The sequence below is a fragment of the Enorma shizhengliae genome, from assembly GCF_009676995.1.
Taxonomy (GTDB): Bacteria; Actinomycetota; Coriobacteriia; order Coriobacteriales; family Coriobacteriaceae; genus Enorma; species Enorma massiliensis.
Window position 1 is genome coordinate 145,975 of sequence record NZ_VTFZ01000005.1, and the last position, 15,740, is coordinate 161,714.

General features: G+C 62.6%; 12 protein-coding genes and 1 rRNA gene. 1 reads left to right on the top strand and 12 read right to left on the bottom strand.

Translation table 11 applies throughout. The features are described 5' to 3' along the window. Positions 1-117: 117 nt before the first annotated feature. From typA to GJE22_RS05295, 5 genes are all read right to left on the bottom strand, one after another. Positions 118-1,956: a translational GTPase TypA gene (gene typA, locus GJE22_RS05275; protein ID WP_144688191.1), complete on the bottom strand. Its 1,839-nt coding sequence runs from the start codon at positions 1,954-1,956 to the stop codon at positions 118-120. Positions 1,957-2,328: 372 nt separating this feature from the next. Then, positions 2,329-2,802, bottom strand: coding sequence for a hypothetical protein (locus GJE22_RS05280; protein ID WP_144688190.1), 474 nt, complete (start codon positions 2,800-2,802; stop codon positions 2,329-2,331). Positions 2,803-2,912: 110 nt separating this feature from the next. Continuing rightward, positions 2,913-3,524 carry a J domain-containing protein gene (locus GJE22_RS05285; RefSeq protein WP_144688189.1) on the bottom strand — a complete coding sequence of 204 codons (612 nt, stop codon included), beginning with the start codon at positions 3,522-3,524 and terminating at the stop codon, positions 2,913-2,915. A 102-nt stretch (positions 3,525-3,626) separates the two neighbouring features. Further along, positions 3,627-5,375 carry a dihydropteroate synthase gene (folP, locus tag GJE22_RS05290; RefSeq protein ID WP_144688188.1) on the bottom strand — a complete coding sequence of 583 codons (1,749 nt, stop codon included), beginning with the start codon at positions 5,373-5,375 and terminating at the stop codon, positions 3,627-3,629. 174 nt (positions 5,376-5,549) lie between these two features. After that, complete coding sequence (locus GJE22_RS05295) at positions 5,550-6,311, bottom strand: NAD-dependent protein deacylase (protein ID WP_144688187.1); 762 nt, start codon at positions 6,309-6,311, stop codon at positions 5,550-5,552. A 356-nt stretch (positions 6,312-6,667) separates the two neighbouring features. Between GJE22_RS05295 and GJE22_RS05300 the strand changes: the two genes are divergently transcribed. Then, the gene (locus GJE22_RS05300; RefSeq protein ID WP_019128676.1) at positions 6,668-7,522 is read left to right on the top strand and encodes an exodeoxyribonuclease III; all 855 of its coding nucleotides are present in this window, start codon (positions 6,668-6,670) and stop codon (positions 7,520-7,522) included. Between the two features lie 324 nt (positions 7,523-7,846). Here GJE22_RS05300 and tsaD read toward each other — a convergent pair whose 3' ends face one another. The 7 genes from tsaD to rrf all read right to left on the bottom strand — a co-directional run bounded on the left by tsaD (position 7,847) and on the right by rrf (position 15,547). Further along, complete coding sequence (tsaD, locus tag GJE22_RS05305; RefSeq protein ID WP_144688186.1) at positions 7,847-10,345, bottom strand: tRNA (adenosine(37)-N6)-threonylcarbamoyltransferase complex transferase subunit TsaD; 2,499 nt, start codon at positions 10,343-10,345, stop codon at positions 7,847-7,849. A 323-nt stretch (positions 10,346-10,668) separates the two neighbouring features. Further along, the gene (gene tsaE, locus GJE22_RS05310; protein ID WP_144688185.1) at positions 10,669-11,166 is read right to left on the bottom strand and encodes a tRNA (adenosine(37)-N6)-threonylcarbamoyltransferase complex ATPase subunit type 1 TsaE; all 498 of its coding nucleotides are present in this window, start codon (positions 11,164-11,166) and stop codon (positions 10,669-10,671) included. Further along, positions 11,166-11,867 carry a uracil-DNA glycosylase gene (locus GJE22_RS05315; protein WP_144688184.1) on the bottom strand — a complete coding sequence of 234 codons (702 nt, stop codon included), beginning with the start codon at positions 11,865-11,867 and terminating at the stop codon, positions 11,166-11,168. The genes tsaE and GJE22_RS05315 overlap by 1 nt, the downstream gene beginning before the upstream one ends. Before the next feature lie 116 nt (positions 11,868-11,983). Continuing rightward, a complete protein-coding gene (gene alr / locus GJE22_RS05320) occupies positions 11,984-13,135 on the bottom strand; it encodes an alanine racemase (RefSeq protein WP_144688183.1) in 1,152 nt (383 codons plus the stop codon). A 6-nt stretch (positions 13,136-13,141) separates the two neighbouring features. After that, the gene (locus GJE22_RS05325) at positions 13,142-14,767 is read right to left on the bottom strand and encodes an NAD(P)H-hydrate dehydratase (RefSeq protein WP_144688182.1); all 1,626 of its coding nucleotides are present in this window, start codon (positions 14,765-14,767) and stop codon (positions 13,142-13,144) included. Then, on the bottom strand, positions 14,745-15,305 hold the full coding sequence (gene acpS, locus GJE22_RS05330; protein WP_144688181.1) for a holo-ACP synthase: 561 nt from the start codon (positions 15,303-15,305) through the stop codon (positions 14,745-14,747). The genes GJE22_RS05325 and acpS overlap by 23 nt, the downstream gene beginning before the upstream one ends. 125 nt (positions 15,306-15,430) lie before the next feature. Continuing rightward, positions 15,431-15,547: ribosomal RNA gene (gene rrf, locus GJE22_RS05335) — 5S ribosomal RNA — on the bottom strand. Between the last annotated feature and the right edge of the window lie 193 nt (positions 15,548-15,740).

Genomic DNA, 15,740 nt, shown 5'->3' on the forward strand with positions numbered 1-15,740 from the left:
CATCGACCGCTGAAATGCAACTTGCATGCCGAATTACGCAATAAGGGGCCTAAATCGACCCCTTATTGCGTACTTTGGCATGTAACACGTTTCTGGCACGGGCAAGGCCCTCGGTGGCTACTTCTTTACCTGGCCCGAGCGCACCGCCGCCTTCTTGCGATCGGTCGCGTTCAAGATGCGCTTGCGCAGACGAATGTTCTTGGGCGTAACCTCCACAAGCTCGTCGTCGGCGATGTACTCGAGCGCCTCCTCGAGCGTAAAGGTGCGCGGCGGCGTGAGCTGCACGGCAATATCTGCCGTTGAGGAGCGCTGATTGCCCAGGTTCTTGGTACGCGCGATGTTCACCACCATGTCGCCCGGCTTGCTTCGCTCGCCCACGATCATGCCTTCGTAGCACTCGGTGCCCGGCTCAACAAAGAGCTGGCCGCGCTCCTGAAGCGTGCCGAGGGCGTAGGCGACGGCCTTCTCGGTGGTCATGGAAATCATGGCGCCGTTGTTGCGCCCGCCGAGCTCGCCGGCATAGGGGCCGTACTCCAGGAAGGTGTGGTAGAACACGCCTTCACCATGGGTGACGTTCAAGATGCGGTTCTTGAGGCCCATGATGCCACGCGTAGGAATCTTGAACTCGAGATGGGTAACGGTCGAGCCAGCCTGCATGCTCACCATGGTGCCACCGGCATTACCGAACACCTCGATGACCTTGCCCGAGTACTCGTCGGGGCACTCGACTACAGCCTGCTCAACGGGCTCCATCTTGTTGCCGCTCTCGTCGTTCTTGAAGAGCACGCGCGGGCGGCCCACCTGGAACTCGTACCCCTCGCGGCGCATGGTCTCCATGAGAACGGACAGGTGCAAGATGCCGCGACCGGAGACCTCAACGCCGCTCTTGTCCTCAAGCTCCTCAATGCGCATGGTCACGTTGTTCTCGCCCTCGCGCTCGAGGCGCTCCTTGAGCTGGCGAGCGCCCACGATGTCGCCATCGCGACCCACGAGCGGCGAGGTTGACGCCTCGAACACAACGGAAAGCGTGGGCGGATCGATCTCGATGGGGTCGAGGTGCACCGGATTGTCGGGATCAGTGTACACATCGCCGATGTCCGTGCAGTCGATACCCACCACAGCGGCGATGTCGCCGGCCTGGACCTCCTGGCACTCGGTGCGGCCAAGATAGTCGAACGTGAAGAGCTGCTTGACGACCGCGGTTGAGCTCGAACCATCGTTCTTCACCACAAGAATGGTGTCTCCGTTATGCAGGCTACCCGAGAACACGCGGCCGATGCCGATGCGCCCCACATAGCTGGAGTGATCGATGGTCATGCACTGCATGGCGAGCGGCGCCGTCTCGTCAACCTCGGGTGCAGGCATATCGTCAATGATCATGTCGAGCAGAGGATACATATCCATGTTGCCGTCATCGGGATCGCGGCGGGCATACCCGTTCACCGCACTTGCATACACCACGTGCTCCATGGCGAACTCAAGCTGCTCGTCGGTGGCACCAAGATCAGCCATAAGATCGAGGCAGTCGTTGTACGCCTTCTCCGGATCGGCACCGGGGCGGTCGATCTTGTTGAGCACAATCATGATGGCAAGGCCGGTGTCGATTGCATGGCGCAGCACGAAGCGCGTCTGGGGCATGGGGCCCTCGAAGGCGTCGACGAGTAGAAGCGCCCCGTCGGCCATCTTGAGCACGCGCTCGACCTCGCCGCCGAAGTCGGCGTGGCCGGGGGTATCGATGATGTTAATCTTCACGCCCTTGTACTCGATCGAGCAGTTCTTGGCGAGAATGGTGATTCCGCGCTCGCGCTCCTGGTCGTTCGAGTCGAGCACGCGGTCCTCAACCTGCTGGTTAGCACGGAAGGCATCCGTGGCGCGCAGCAGCTTGTCCACGATGGTGGTCTTGCCGTGGTCGACGTGGGCGATGATGGCGATATTCCTAAGATTTTCGACGCGCATTACTACTCCCATTGCATATAAAAACAAGCTTCATTTCGGCGAACTAGCAGATTATAGCGCCAAACGGCAAGTGCACAGGCCCACCCGGCCGATAGCTTTCATTTGTGGATGAATTGTTGGGCCCGCATATTATTTAATAACCCCACTATCTTGAAAGAATTAGCCAAATTTGCGCTATGTCGGTCTTTTTCCAGCGATATGCTTGCGGCTCTCTAAGCGAGCTGGTAGGCACCCGTATTGCAAGGCTCCTACCAGCGCGATGGGAAAACCGCACCGCCATTCTGCAGGTTGAAAGACCGACATAGTGCAAATTTGGATAAAATGGCAATAGGAGGGGAGTTATTAATTAGATAGACCGCTCAATGCGCTCCACTATCCCTCTATAAGCGGCGGCTCCTCGCCCGCGGGCATCGGATCAGCATAGGCAAAATCGTCGCCCAAGCCAAATCCTTCGTAGAGCACGTAGGCAGAGTAGCCCGTGGGCGCACCGACCTCCGTCGTAAGGCCGTACTCGTAGAAGCTCACAAGCACGGCGTCCGCAAAGCCGTCCTCGAGCTGAACGCCACCGACGCAGCCGATGGCATAGCGGGCAATTGGCCCCACCCCATCTTCGGGAACACCCTGCGCGCTGCGGGCAACGAGCGCACGCGCTGCCTCCAAGCACTCCTCTTCGCCGTCATCGCTAAATGCGGCCTCGCTCCGGTTGCCTTGGGAATCTTCCATGCACGCCACGACGCCCGGGTCGCAGCCCGCGGCGAGCTCATCAAGCATGAAGCCGATGAGGTCGCACACCATCTCGTCCAGCTGGGGCGATACCGCGCCCGGCCCCTGCGTATTCTGCGCCATCGCGTTCCCTTCGCCCTGTTGCCGCCTATCACGCGCCCCATTCTAGCACGGGGCAAATACACCAATCCATGCGCGGGAGCCCCGCCTACCAGCCCCGCCGCGAGCGAAGGCTACAGCCGCGCCGCCTCTTCGGCGATCTTGGCGGCGGCATCACGCTGGCGCAGCAGCTCGGCGGAGCGCTTCTGCAGCACAGAAATCTGCCCGGAAAGACTCACCACATCAACGATGCCCCACACCACGAGCATCGAAGCAACGGAGAATGCAAGTACCCCGATCGTGCCGCGCATCCGCGAGCACAGGATCATGACGATAGCCGCCCCGCCCGCAAGCATTCCCATGCTGCGCCGACGTTCCCGCATGGTGCGCGCTTGAGCCACCACGGTAAGGCGCGCCGTCTCGGCGGCTCGAACCCGCACCTCGGCCTCGAGGCGAATTTGCTCAGGCGAGTTCGCAGAGGCGGCCCCTCCGCGCCCGGAACCCGAGCGAGCTCCCCCGCGAGGCCGTGCACCACTGTGCGACGCTCGCCCGCCGCCCTTGAGCAGCACGTCGCGCGCCTCGTTGATGCGGCGCATCTGCTGCTCCGCACGAGCGCGCAGCCGCTTATTCTCGCCAAACTTATCGGGATGGAGCATCTGCGCGAGCTCACGATAGGCAAGCGAAACCTCTTCGCGCGAGACTCCTTCGGCAAGGCCCAGCACCTGCCATGCTTCGTCGCGCGTCATCGGCAGCACCCGGCAACGGCACGCCGCCCTCGCCCGCCCACGCGGGCCATCGCTGTACCCGTCCGCGTTGGCATCATCACGCCCGCCCGCACTGCCATCGCGCTAGAGCGAACCGAGCTCGCCGACCACATGTCCAATACGCTCCTCCGGCTCGAGCACCTCGACGCCCTCATAACGGAAGAAGCGAGCTGGGTCGTGCATGAGGTCTTCGAGCGGAACGAGCACGAAATCGCGTTCTCCGAGCTTGGGGTGAGGCAGGCGCAGCTTATCGCCGCCATGGCGCTCGCCGTCCATCCACACCAGGTCGCAATCGATCACGCGCGGGCCATTGGGGCGCGCGCTCTTGGTGCGGTTGCGGCCCAACGAGTTCTCGATGGAGAGAAGCTCATCAAGCAGCACCAAGGGCGCAAGCTCCGTCTTGATCTCTACAACGGCGTTCGCGAACGGCGCCTGGCGGGTCTCGTATGCAGGTTCGCTCTCATAGATGCGCGAGCAATTAGATACGCAGGTGAGAGGGATCTCGGCGATAAGGTCGCGAGCTGCCCGAATGTTGTCGGTGCGGTTGCCCATGTTGGAGCCGAGCGCCACGAACGCGCGTCGCGGCTGCGGACGCGCCACCGACCAGAAGCCATTGAGGAACTGCGCGAACCCGGCGACATCGTGCACCCGCACGATGTTCGCCCCGTTCTCGATAGCACCCAGGCACACGCCGAACGTGGCCGCATCGCGGTCCGCCGCTTCCTCCACGCCGGACACAGCGCCGATGAAGCGCTTGCGTGAAACAGCGCAAAGCAGTGGATAGCCGAGCGAGGCCATCTTCGCGGTCTCACGCTGAATGATGACGTCCTCGTTGGCCGACTTGCCAAAACCGGCGCCCGGATCGATGCAGATGCGGTCACGCGACACGCCCGCGCGCACGAGGGCGCGAGCCTGGTCGGAGAGGAAGCCCATGACACGGCGCATGATCGGAGCGGAATCCGGCAAGGTGAAACGGCGCGGCTGATACGTACTCACATATGCCTCAGCACGGAGTGCAGACCGGCGCATCACCGCAGCGAGCTCATCCACCACGAGCGAGGCCTCTTGGCCGTCAGCACCCTGCGCGCCCGCCGAGGCGTCCTGGCCCGAAACGGCTCCATCCGCAGGCACCTCATCGTGAGCCGCCGGGGCAGCCTCGGCAGATGGCGCAGCTTCCTTCTCCTCCGCGCCGAACGCCTCGCCGAAGGGAAGCTGCGGCTGCACGAACGTGGCTCCCAGCTTGCCGGCGCGCTTGCCCCGCGCCCGCTTGGCCTTTCCACTCTTTGCCGCAGCGGCCTCCTCTTCCGCCTCGCGCGCCCTCTCGGCAACAAACGCCGCGGCCGAGGTATCCAACTGGACCGCGGTGCGCGCACGCGCCGGCTGCTCGGACACCTCGCCGGCATGGACGATGATCACGCCACAGGTGTTCTTGGCCACAAACTCGACCATCTTAGGGTCGGTGAACCCGGTAACGTCGTTTACGATTGAAGCGCCCACGCGCACGGCAGCCTTCGCGACCTCGACATGGCGCGTGTCAATCGACACGACGGCCCCCTTGGCGGCGAGCGCCCGAACGACCGGCAGCACGCGGCGAGCCTCCTCGTCGGCATTCACCGGGCGGAAACCGGGGCGCGTCGACTCCCCACCCACATCGATGATGTCGGCTCCGGCATCGAGCATGGCCAGGCCGTGCGCGATGGCCGCATCGGTATCGAAGTGCTCGCCCCCGTCGCTAAACGAATCGGGCGTGACGTTGAGCACGCCCATGATGCGCGGTCGGTCGAACGTAAGGGTGTATTTTCCGCAACGCCAGACTTTGGTGTCGTACGCCATGTAGGTCCTTTCGCCTCGGCGCCGCGCAGCCCGCCGCACCGGTCGATACAGAGTTAGTTCTATTGTATCCGCCTGAGGCGCAAAAGCCTCGCCACGCGCGGATATCACACAGGCACGGGCGCGCCGGCCAGGGCGGCGCAAAGCATCAAAGCGGCCACCGCCGAGAACCGGCAGCTAGAACGCGAACGCCTGCGCGATATCGCACGAGATGAGGACGTCTGCCCGTGCGTCTTGCGGCGTGGGATCGCGATTGACGATAACCAGCGTATCGCCTTGGAAATACTGGAGCAGCCCGGCTGCCGGATACACCACAAGCGATGTTCCACCAACCACCAATACATCAGCCGAGGCAATGGCGCGCACGGCCCCCTCGATCACATCTTGGTTGAGCGGTTCCTCGTACAGCACGACATCCGGCTTGATTCTCCCACCACATGCAGGGCAACGGGGAATACCCTCCTCGTCCTCGAGTTCACGAGAAACCATCTGGCCGGCAGAATATACCGTCCCGCAGCGCTGGCAGATATTGCGATGCACCGATCCGTGCAGCTCCCACACGCAGCGGCTTCCCGCCGCCTGGTGCAGCCCGTCGATATTCTGCGTTACCACGGCATCGAGCTTTCCTGAGCGCTCAAGCTCGGCGAGCTTGCGATGGCATTGGTTTGGCTGAGCATCGAGCGCGATCATGCGCTCGCGGTAGAAGGCGAAGAATTCCGCCGGATGGGCCTCGTAGAAGGAATGAGAGAGCATGGTTTCCGGTGGGTAGGCAAAGCGCTGGCTATAGAGCCCGTCCGCGCTACGGAAATCGGGAATGCCGCTCGCCGTGGACACGCCAGCCCCGCCAAAAAAGACCGAGCGCGCATGAGTATCGAACAAATCCCTCAGCTTCTCCGACGCCTCATCCGAATCAGATGTCGTCCATCCTTGCCCGAACATGGGGCCTCCCTTCTGCATGCGGTCGGCGCAAGCCGGCGGCGGTCAGGAGGCACGCGCCATCGGGCGCATGCGCACACGCCGCACCGGCAGCAAGCGCACTATCCACTATACGTCGCTTGGTGTCCGCGCGCACCGTGCCCGCTCTGCAATACGCCGCTGGAGGCAGCGCGCACCGTGCCCGCTCTGCAATACGCCGCTGGCGTCTGCACGCGCTACGCTCGCTCTGCAACACGCCGCCCGGCATCCATGCGCACTGTGCTCGCTTGATGGCAGGAAGCCTCCCCGATACCGCCTGGTCCACGATACGCTAGGATGGACGCAGCGTTTCGTATCCACCCCCGTTCGAGGGAGCATGTATGTCTCAAATCACCCCCGTCGCTGCGGAGCGTGCGTATAAGTTCGCATCGTGGAATGTCAACGGCCTGCGCGCCGTCCTCAAGAAAGACCCGAGCTTCACCCAGATCGCCGAGGAGCTGGATGCAGACATCCTCGCCATACAGGAAACCAAGATGCAGGAAGGCCAGGCGCACATAGATCTTCCCGGCTATCTGCAGGTTTGGAGCTATGCCGAGCGCAAAGGCTACTCGGGTACCGCTGTGTTCGTACGCGAGGAAGCGCTCGGAGCCCCGCTTTCGGTGCGCCATGCCGAAGAGCTGCTCCCCCTCGCCGCAGAAGGAGCAGCATCCGAACTTGTCGCGACAGCCGTCACCGAGGGCCGTGTCTGCGCGCTTGAATTCGAGCGCTTCTGGTTCGTCGATGTCTACACGCCGAACGCGCAGAACGAACTCGCGCGCATTGATACGCGCATGGCCTGGGACGATGCCTACCGAGCATTTCTGCAAGAGCTTGAGCGCGAAACCGGCAAGCCCGTAGTAACCTGCGGCGACTTTAACGTTGCGCACGAAGAGATCGATCTCAAGAACCCCAAGAGCAACCGCGGCAATGCCGGCTTCTCCGATGAGGAGCGCGGCAAGTTCACCGAGTTGCTTGATGCGGGCTTCACGGACACCTTCCGCCTGCTGCACCCAGACGAGGAGGGCGCCTACAGCTGGTGGAGCTATCGGTTCAACGCGCGCAAGAACAACGCGGGATGGCGTATCGACTACTTCCTGGTGAGCGATGCCATCGCCGACCGCGTTCGCGACGCAACCATCCGCAGCGACATCTTCGGCAGCGACCACTGCCCCGTAGAGCTCGTCATCGAGCTGTAAGCCCAGGCCGAGGGCCGGAGCCGGCGGCGGAGCCGGGGGGCAGGCGCCCGCCCTCAATCCGGGTGCAGGGCCTAGCGCCCTGCCCTCCCCCGGCGGCGGAGCCGGGGATCTGTCCTCAGCCCGGGCACCTGCCCCCGACACCTGCCACGAGAACGTTTTCCGAGTTTTCGGGCACGAAATCGCGTAATTCGGCTTTTTATGCCCCCCCCTCTTTTTGCGATTTCCTGCCCGTTAACGTTCTACGTGAGCATCCGACACCCGCCACCGTTCTACGCGAGTATCCGCCGCCCGGCACGCCGCCGAAAGCGGCCCCGCCCGTCTGGGCTACAGCGTCATATTCGGGTCTGCGTCGATATCGAAACCGGAGAACTCTCCGCGTTCGAACTTTCGGCGCGCCACCTCGGCAATCATTGCGGCGTTATCAGTGCAGGCATCGCGAGGCGGCAGCGTCACGCGCACGCCTTGGCGCCCAAGCTTCTCGACCATCATCTGGCGGAGATGCGGGTTGGCCGCCACGCCGCCGCCGATGCAATACTCGCGTGCGCCCGTTTCGCGCAAGGCGTTCCAAGCCTTCTTGTACTGCACGTCGAACACCGCCGCCTCGAACGAGGCCGCAAGATCGGGCAGATGGATGGTGCGCCCTGCGGCCGTTTCCTGCTCGATATAGTTGACCACCGCCGTCTTGAGACCCGAAAGCGAGAAGCGGTAATCCCCTTTGCGGTTGAGCGCGCGCGGGAAGTCGATTGCCTTGGGGTCACCGGTTTCGGCCAAACGCGAGATGATGGGACCTCCGGGATAGCCCAGGCCGAGCGCCTTTGCCACCTTGTCGAACGCCTCGCCCACCGCATCGTCGAGGGTCTCCCCCAGCACCCGGTAGTCCCCCCAGTCGCGCACATGAACAAGCATGGTGTGACCGCCCGAGACGAGCGTGAAGATGAAAGGAGGCTTGAGGTCCGGCTGGGCCAGAAGGTTGGCAAAGAGATGGCCCTCAAGATGGTTGACCGCTATGAGCGGCACTCCGGCTGAATAGGCGAAGCCTTTGGCAAATGCCACGCCAACAACGAGCGCCCCAACAAGGCCTGGACCCTGCGTCACGCCCACAGCCGCGAGCTCTTTCGGATCGAGGGTGCCACCAGTAAGGCCGAGCGCCTGAGATGCCTCCTCAAGCGCTGCGTCCACCACGCCAACGATAACCTCAACGTGCTTGCGCGAAGCGATTTCGGGCACCACGCCTCCAAAGCGAGCGTGAAAATCGATCTGCGTCGAAACTTGATTGGCGAGCATCGAGCCTTCGGCATCGATAATCGCGACGGCCGTCTCATCGCACGAGCTCTCGATGGCGATCACGAGCTTGCGTCGCTCAATCTCGGTTCGCTCATCCTCCGTCCGATCAACCGGCGCAAGGGGCCATACACGCATCACGGCCGATGTCGGCTCGGGCGAGGCAGCATCGACTGGAAGGGCAAGCGGAAGCTCCGCCTGCATCACAAGTGCATCGGCACCCTGGCCATAGTAGTTTCGGCGCCGGCCAATCTGCTTGAAGCCAAGGTGCTCGTACAGCGCCATGGCGGGAGCGTTTCCGTCTTCCACCTCGAGCGACGCCGTCGTGCAGCCAAGCATCTGGGCATCGTAGCTTACATGGGCCAGAAGCTTTCGAGCGATGCCCGCACGCCGGCGCTCGGGCGCCACGGCAACATCGAGAATCTGCACGTCGTGCTCGATGACCATGCCGCCCGCAAGACCAACGAGCTCGCCGTTGTCATGAGCCACCCACCAACTACGCGGCACGGTGGCGTCCTCGCCCAACTCCGAAAGGAACTGGGTTGGCGTCCACGGCGTATGGGCGGCACCGGCAAAACAGGACGCCTCGAGGGCAGATGCCGCCTCCGCGTCCGCCGCACCCATGGGCCTAAACTGCAGGTGACGGCCGGCAAGCTCATCTGCCACGCCCGTCACTTCGCTCTGAGCACTCTGGACGAGCCCTAAGCGCTTGCGCTCATTCTCCTCTGCATCCGAGAGGCGCGTATAGATGGGCAGCACGAGCGCGGGGTCGCACGATGTGCGCGCGCCATGCACCGCGGCAGGGTCCGTGACGGCAACAGCCCCGGCGCCCGCCACCGCGTCAACGGCAGCAACAACCCCAGGACCTGCAACCGCACCCATTTCGACAGCTCGCCACGCGAGCAGCAGCCCCTCACCCGTCGGATGCCAGAGCGACTCATCGATGCGATTGGTCAGACCCGCCTCGTTGAACCGGGACCCATAGCGTTTAAGCCCATCGCCCGTAAGCTGCAGGCTCGCCGCATCTGGGCGCGCAGCCCATTCCTCAACCGCAACGGCCGCCTTGACGACGCGCTCACGGTCGAACATGCGGTGCGCGCCAGCCTCGTCAAGCTGGTAGAGCGCAGGGTATACCTCGCCGCGCATCGCATCGGCCGCAACGCCCAGCAGGCCGCGCACACCCGCACGCCACGCAGTCCATGCGCAGGCATCGAGCGTGGACGCACCGTAAAGGGGAACGTTCGCGCCGCGGGCAAGCCCTTTCGCCGTCGAGATGCCAATGCGAACGCCCGTGAACGAGCCGGGGCCGCGTCCAACCAGATAGGCATCGACTTCGTCACGCGAACGCCCTGCATCGGCCAGGGCGGCGTCAATCGTGTTCACAAGCTCGACGTTCGCCCGGCGACGACACATATGGTCGCCCGTCGCAAGAACATCGATCGTCATCCGCTCGTCGCCAGCGGCATCCGTTACGCGCGCAACCGCGCACGCAAGCATGTCCGTCGATGTATCGATTGCCACCACGAGGCGTTCACTCGACATCTGCTTCACTCTTTCGTCCCATTCTGGCTAAAAATGTCGATTTTAGGCGCTCCGCCGCTCTCAAAAACGCGAACGTGTGCCCGCTATCGCTTCACGCCGTCTAAATTCCAGCGCTTTTCATATTCCGGACCTGATTATTACCACTAGACCGCCCGCATCCCAGCCTCACATCGAAGAAAATCGACATTTTTATCCACATTCATCCCGTCCTGCCGGCAAAACCAGCTCGCATGCAGCACAACAAATCAGACCGCCGCCCGCCTTGCCGCCCCATCGCAATCCGCAGCCAGGGCAGCAACAGGCTGCGGGGCCACGGGGCATCCCTACGATATCGCGCGAACCGCATCATCTACTGCCGCCGCGAGCTCTGCAGCGCGTGACCCATGAGGCTCAAGCGCGATCGTGCGCTCATGTTCGCCGGTCCGTGTAATCACAACGCCCAGGCACTCATCCGTCAGCTCATCCTGAAACTGTTCGCCCCACTCCAGCAGGCACGCACCTTCGTAGCCCAACACATCGAAAATGCCGGTATCCTCCAGCTCGTAGGCGTGTTCAAGCCGATACAGGTCAAAATGGAAGAGCGGAATACGCCCGCCATCGTGTACGGCCATCAAGGCGAACGTAGGGCTCGTAACCGGATGCTCGTCACCCAGAGCTCGAGAGACGCCTTTGGTGAAGTGCGTCTTTCCCACACCGAGACCGCCGGTAAGCACAAGAACGTCACCATCGGCGAGAAGCGGCGCGACAATCTCGCCAAAGCGCTCTGTATCCTCCTGCGATCCGCTACGATATCGCAGTGCCGCCTCCCGTACGAGCGCCATCAGCCCTCCTCCGGACGCGGCAACGCGTCGGCATTGTGTTCGGCCTCCACCGTGTTCGGCTCGCCTGCGTCTTGGGCCTGCGCATGCGCGCCCGCACCGCCGGCTGGATGGCGCGCAAGCCAGTCTCCCAGCATCCGAAAGTCTTCCTCTAGCAGTTCCTGCCAAGCAGGGTTTCGCAACGCTGCCGCAGGGTGGAAGGTGGGCATAACCGTGAAGTGCCCCGTCTGATGGAACCTTCCGCGCAACCGGGTGATCCCGGTTTCGGTCTTGAGCACGAAATGCGTCGCCGGGTTGCCAAGCGTCACAATGACATCTGGCCATATGCTCCGGATTTGCTCACGCAAGAACGGAGAGCAGGCAAGGACCTCATCCGGTTTCGGGTTGCGGTTTCCCGGCGGGCGGCACTTCAGCACGTTGGCGATATAGATCTCGTCACGCGTGAGCCCAGCCAACGATAGGATGCTGTTGAGGTTCTCCCCCGCGCGGCCAACGAACGGCTCGCCCTGGAGGTCTTCGTTGCGCCCAGGAGCCTCTCCCACGAACATCACGCGAGCATGCGGATTGCCCACACCGAACACGATGTTCGTGCGCGTCTGGCAGAGCTCGCAGAGCCGGCAATCTCCCATGACGGCGCGAATCTCCTCAAGCGCCACCTCGCGCGGCGCCTGCCGTGTGTGGCCTGGAATATGCATGATGCCCATGGCAGCTCCTTATCTCTCCCCATGCGCCGAAGCGCTGCATGCCCGCGCCCTTGCAGGCGCCCCGCGCGTCGAAGGCGCGCTGGCAGGCGGGCCTCAAAACGCCCTAGGGAGGCTCGTTAGAGGTACACCTTGTCGAGGCGCATCCCGAAATCGCAGACCACCTCGTAATTAATCGTTCCGCGCAACCGCGCCATTTCATCGGCGCTAATCTCGGCGTCGCCATCGCGGCCGATAATGGTCATGACGTCGCCATATTCCGCCTCGGGAATCTGATGGATGGGTGTCTGCTGGATAGCAACCATGCACTGGTCCATGCAGATATTGCCCACCTGTCGCACCCGTTCTCCGCGGTACAGCACCTCCATACGGTTTGAAAGCGTGCGCGAAAGGCCGTCGGCATAACCGATGGGCAGCGTGCATATCTGCACCGCCGTGCGCGGAACGCGGTACGTATACCCATAGCTCACGCCCTCGCCCATCGCCGGATGAGCGGTGCGCGTCACCCGAGCACGAACGCTCATAACGGGATCGAGCTTGACGACCGAACGCGATGAATCGCACGGGTAGAGCCCGTAAAGCCCAATGCCAACCCGCACCATATCGTAGTGCGTCGAAGGGTCGAGCATCGTGGCCGGCGTGTTGTCGCAATGCACCGTACCGCAATCGAAGCCCGCATCCTCAAGCGCGCGGACCGCCTCTTCGAAACGCTTGCACTGGAGCTTGTAATCCCAACCGGCAACGTCTTCGGCAGTAGCGAAATGCGTAAACACGCCATCGCATTGAATCCCACGATGGAAGTTGATATTGCGGCAGAACTCGAGCACGTCGGCATAGTGCACGCCGATCCGGTTCATGCCGGTCTCGATTGCGAGGTGGTATTTGCCCACTGTACCCGCTCGCACAGCGCACTCACCATAGGCGAGCGCAAACTCGATGGTGTAGACGGTAGGCATGATGTTCTTCTCGATAAGCTGCGGAATCGCGGTTATGGGCGGCTCGCTCAATATGAGAATCGGAGCCTGGATTCCAGCCTCGCGCAACTCGACGCCCTCGTGGACCGTGGCGACCGCGAACATGTCTGCGCCAGCCGAATGGAGCACGCGCGCGCATTCGATGGCTCCGTGCCCGTAAGCATCTGCCTTGACAACGCAGCACAACTTCTGCCGCGGAGCGAGCAGGCTTTTATAAGCACGCAAGTTCCGACGGAGCGCCCCGCGATCTATCTCGACCCACGACCAACGCCCCTCGGGCACCTTCACCTGAGACATCGCGCTTTACGCCTCCTCTACCTGCGAGCCCTCATCGAGCACGCCCAAATCGTGGAGGGCGCTTTCTGCAGCAAGCTCCATAGCATCCCCGATTAGATCGATGAGGTCCGTCGCGATCACGCTCTTCTCGCCAAATCTAGAAGCTGCGGCAAATCCCGTAAACGAGTGCACGGTTACCGCATAGGCGCACAGCAGCTCCCAGGGCCCTGCGTAGTTGTGAGCCTGCGCGACAGAGCCCGCGATGATACCAGCAAGAACATCGCCCGAACCAGCCGTGGCGAGTGAAGCGGGCCCAGCCATGGGCAGAAGAACCCTCTCCACGCCCGCCGCAGCGGTCGACGGGCCCTTGGCCACGACGATCATATCTTCCGAACCGGCGGCCCAGAGCAACCGGCGCGAAGCTTCGATTGCCGTACCGAGGTCAGTGACCGGATCGTCGCCAATTAGACGCGAGAGCTCCTTATGGTGCGGCGTCAGGATAAGGGGTGCATCGCGCCGGTAAAGCTCGGGCGTCTTATCGATTCCGCCGATGGAATACTTCGCAAGGCAGTTGAGGGCATCGGCGTCCAACACGAGCGGAACATCCATTTTCAGAAGCCCAGATACCACATCGATGCAGCCTGCAGCAGTCGTAATGCCAGGGCCACAGAGCACGCAGGAGAACTTTTCGGCGGCCTTACACACCGCCTTGCGCGCAGCAGCCCCGAATGCGCCGCGTGAATCTGAGGGGATGTCGATAACGGGAACGGACGGCAAGGCCATGCGAATCAGATTCGCGCAGGCAGAAGGACACGCCACGGCAACGTATCCAGCCCCCGCGCGCGCAGCGGCCTTTGCGGCCATCATCGCCGCGCCCGGATACGTCGCGGAGCCGGCAACGACGAGCACCGAACCACGAGAATACTTGTTGATGTTCATCGGCAAAGGCTCGAAAAAATCGATCAAGTCGACGGGGTCGACAATTTCCGCCTCGTGCTCAACATCATCGATTACCTCATCAAGCTGGTCATACAGACGCCCGCACATGATTTCGCCAGCATATTCTGGACCGTCGGCGCTATATAACCCAAGCTTGGGCGCAAGCATGGTCGCCGTGCGGCTAGCACGTATACAGTCATGCTCAACCACACCCGTCTGCGCATCAAGACCTGAAGGAACGTCGACCGAAAGCACGGTAGGCTCCAGCTCGTTCACAACAGGAATCCAGATAGAAAATGGCGGCCGGAGCTCTCCATGGAAACCAGTGCCTAAAATGGCATCGATAACCAGATCGGCCTCGCCGATAAGTTCGCTGAGCTCGTCTTTAGATGGACCCACAACAATATTGACATCGCGACCAGCGGTGCGTCGGGCAACATGGCGCGCCAAGGGCGCAGATATCTCATCGGGCTCAACAGGACTCACCACATCAACGTGAACATCCTTTTGAGCCAAGATGTCTGCAGCAACCCAGCCGTCCCCGCCGTTGTTGCCAAATCCAACCAGAATCACAACGCGGCTCGGATTGCCCTTAAGCGCTTCGGAGGCAACGAACTCGCCGGCGAACTCCATGAGCTCGGCTTTCGACGTGCCCTCCTTTTCAATCACGTCTTCGAGACGGCGCACCTCATCACAGCTCAGAACCGGCCTCATAGACACCCCCATGCTCGATTATGGTCTCACCGGAAATAGATCTCAGCTCATTATCCTGCACTCGCTCAAGTTCATCGAGCACAGATCGGGCCTCTCGAAAAGACCGCGCGATACGCTGGCGCTCATCTTCGGGCTTCTCCTTTGGCCGAGGTCGGGCGTCCTCGGTAATGGCCATGGCATTCGCAACGGCAAGATCGCTGGTAAGAGATAGCGAGAGAGCAACCTCGATGATTCCGAGCTCATGGGCCACCTCGAGGGCCCTCCCCGCCAGCACGACAGACGGGCGCCCGGAAGCGTCGCGCGACACCGACACATCCTTACGACCGATTCCCTTGGCGAAGCCAGTTCCCAAAGCCTTAAGCACGGCCTCTCGGGCGGCAAAACGGCTTGCATAGTGTGCAGCAGGACGGGCCGAAGCTTCGCAATACGCACGCTCTTCATCGGTGAACATGCGCTGTGCAAACGAGGGGGTGCGCTTGAGGATCTGCTCCATGCGCGATATTTCAACGATATCGACGCCGATGCCAGCCTCTGCCATGGCTACCTCCAAGATCTTTGCTGCGTCTAAACCGCAACCATTGTATAGGTATATACGAAAAAGGGCCTCCGGCATCAGCCGGAGGCCCTCATTCATGTTAAGCGAACGGCTCGGTGCCGTCCACCGGTCAGCGGCGCCCTGCCCTCCCACGGTCTACACCGCAGTACTCTCGGCGCTCGGGGGCTTAGCTTCCGGGTTCGGAACGGGACCGGGCGTACCCCCCCCCTGCCATGGCCGCTGACCGGTGGGCGGCGCCCGCCGGCCCGGGGGACATCCGCCCCCGCGTGCCCTCAGGGCCGCACAGCGCGTAGCGCGACCTCCAGCGATGCCGTGGGGAGCGCCCGAGCGGCGGCGACCGCCGACCATCCCGGCGGGCCCGTCGAGCGGGTGAAGAGCTCGGGCGATTAGTACCGCTCGGCTGAGGCCGTCGCCGAC

Bases quoted from the DNA above. Each gene is read 5' to 3' on its own strand.
- GJE22_RS05315 (WP_144688184.1), bottom strand. From the start codon at position 11,867: ATGGGCATCATGCATATTCCAGGCCACACACGGCAGGCGCCGCGCGAG.
- tsaE (WP_144688185.1), bottom strand. From the start codon at position 11,166: ATGGCGCTCGTACGGGAGGCGGCACTGCGATATCGTAGCGGATCGCAG.
- GJE22_RS05300 (WP_019128676.1), top strand. From the start codon at position 6,668: ATGTCTCAAATCACCCCCGTCGCTGCGGAGCGTGCGTATAAGTTCGCA.
- alr (WP_144688183.1), bottom strand. From the start codon at position 13,135: ATGTCTCAGGTGAAGGTGCCCGAGGGGCGTTGGTCGTGGGTCGAGATA.
- GJE22_RS05325 (WP_144688182.1), bottom strand. From the start codon at position 14,767: ATGAGGCCGGTTCTGAGCTGTGATGAGGTGCGCCGTCTCGAAGACGTG.
- typA (WP_144688191.1), bottom strand. From the start codon at position 1,956: ATGCGCGTCGAAAATCTTAGGAATATCGCCATCATCGCCCACGTCGAC.
- folP (WP_144688188.1), bottom strand. From the start codon at position 5,375: ATGGCGTACGACACCAAAGTCTGGCGTTGCGGAAAATACACCCTTACG.
- acpS (WP_144688181.1), bottom strand. From the start codon at position 15,305: ATGGCAGAGGCTGGCATCGGCGTCGATATCGTTGAAATATCGCGCATG.
- tsaD (WP_144688186.1), bottom strand. From the start codon at position 10,345: ATGTCGAGTGAACGCCTCGTGGTGGCAATCGATACATCGACGGACATG.
- GJE22_RS05280 (WP_144688190.1), bottom strand. From the start codon at position 2,802: ATGGCGCAGAATACGCAGGGGCCGGGCGCGGTATCGCCCCAGCTGGAC.
- GJE22_RS05295 (WP_144688187.1), bottom strand. From the start codon at position 6,311: ATGTTCGGGCAAGGATGGACGACATCTGATTCGGATGAGGCGTCGGAG.
- GJE22_RS05285 (WP_144688189.1), bottom strand. From the start codon at position 3,524: ATGACGCGCGACGAAGCATGGCAGGTGCTGGGCCTTGCCGAAGGAGTC.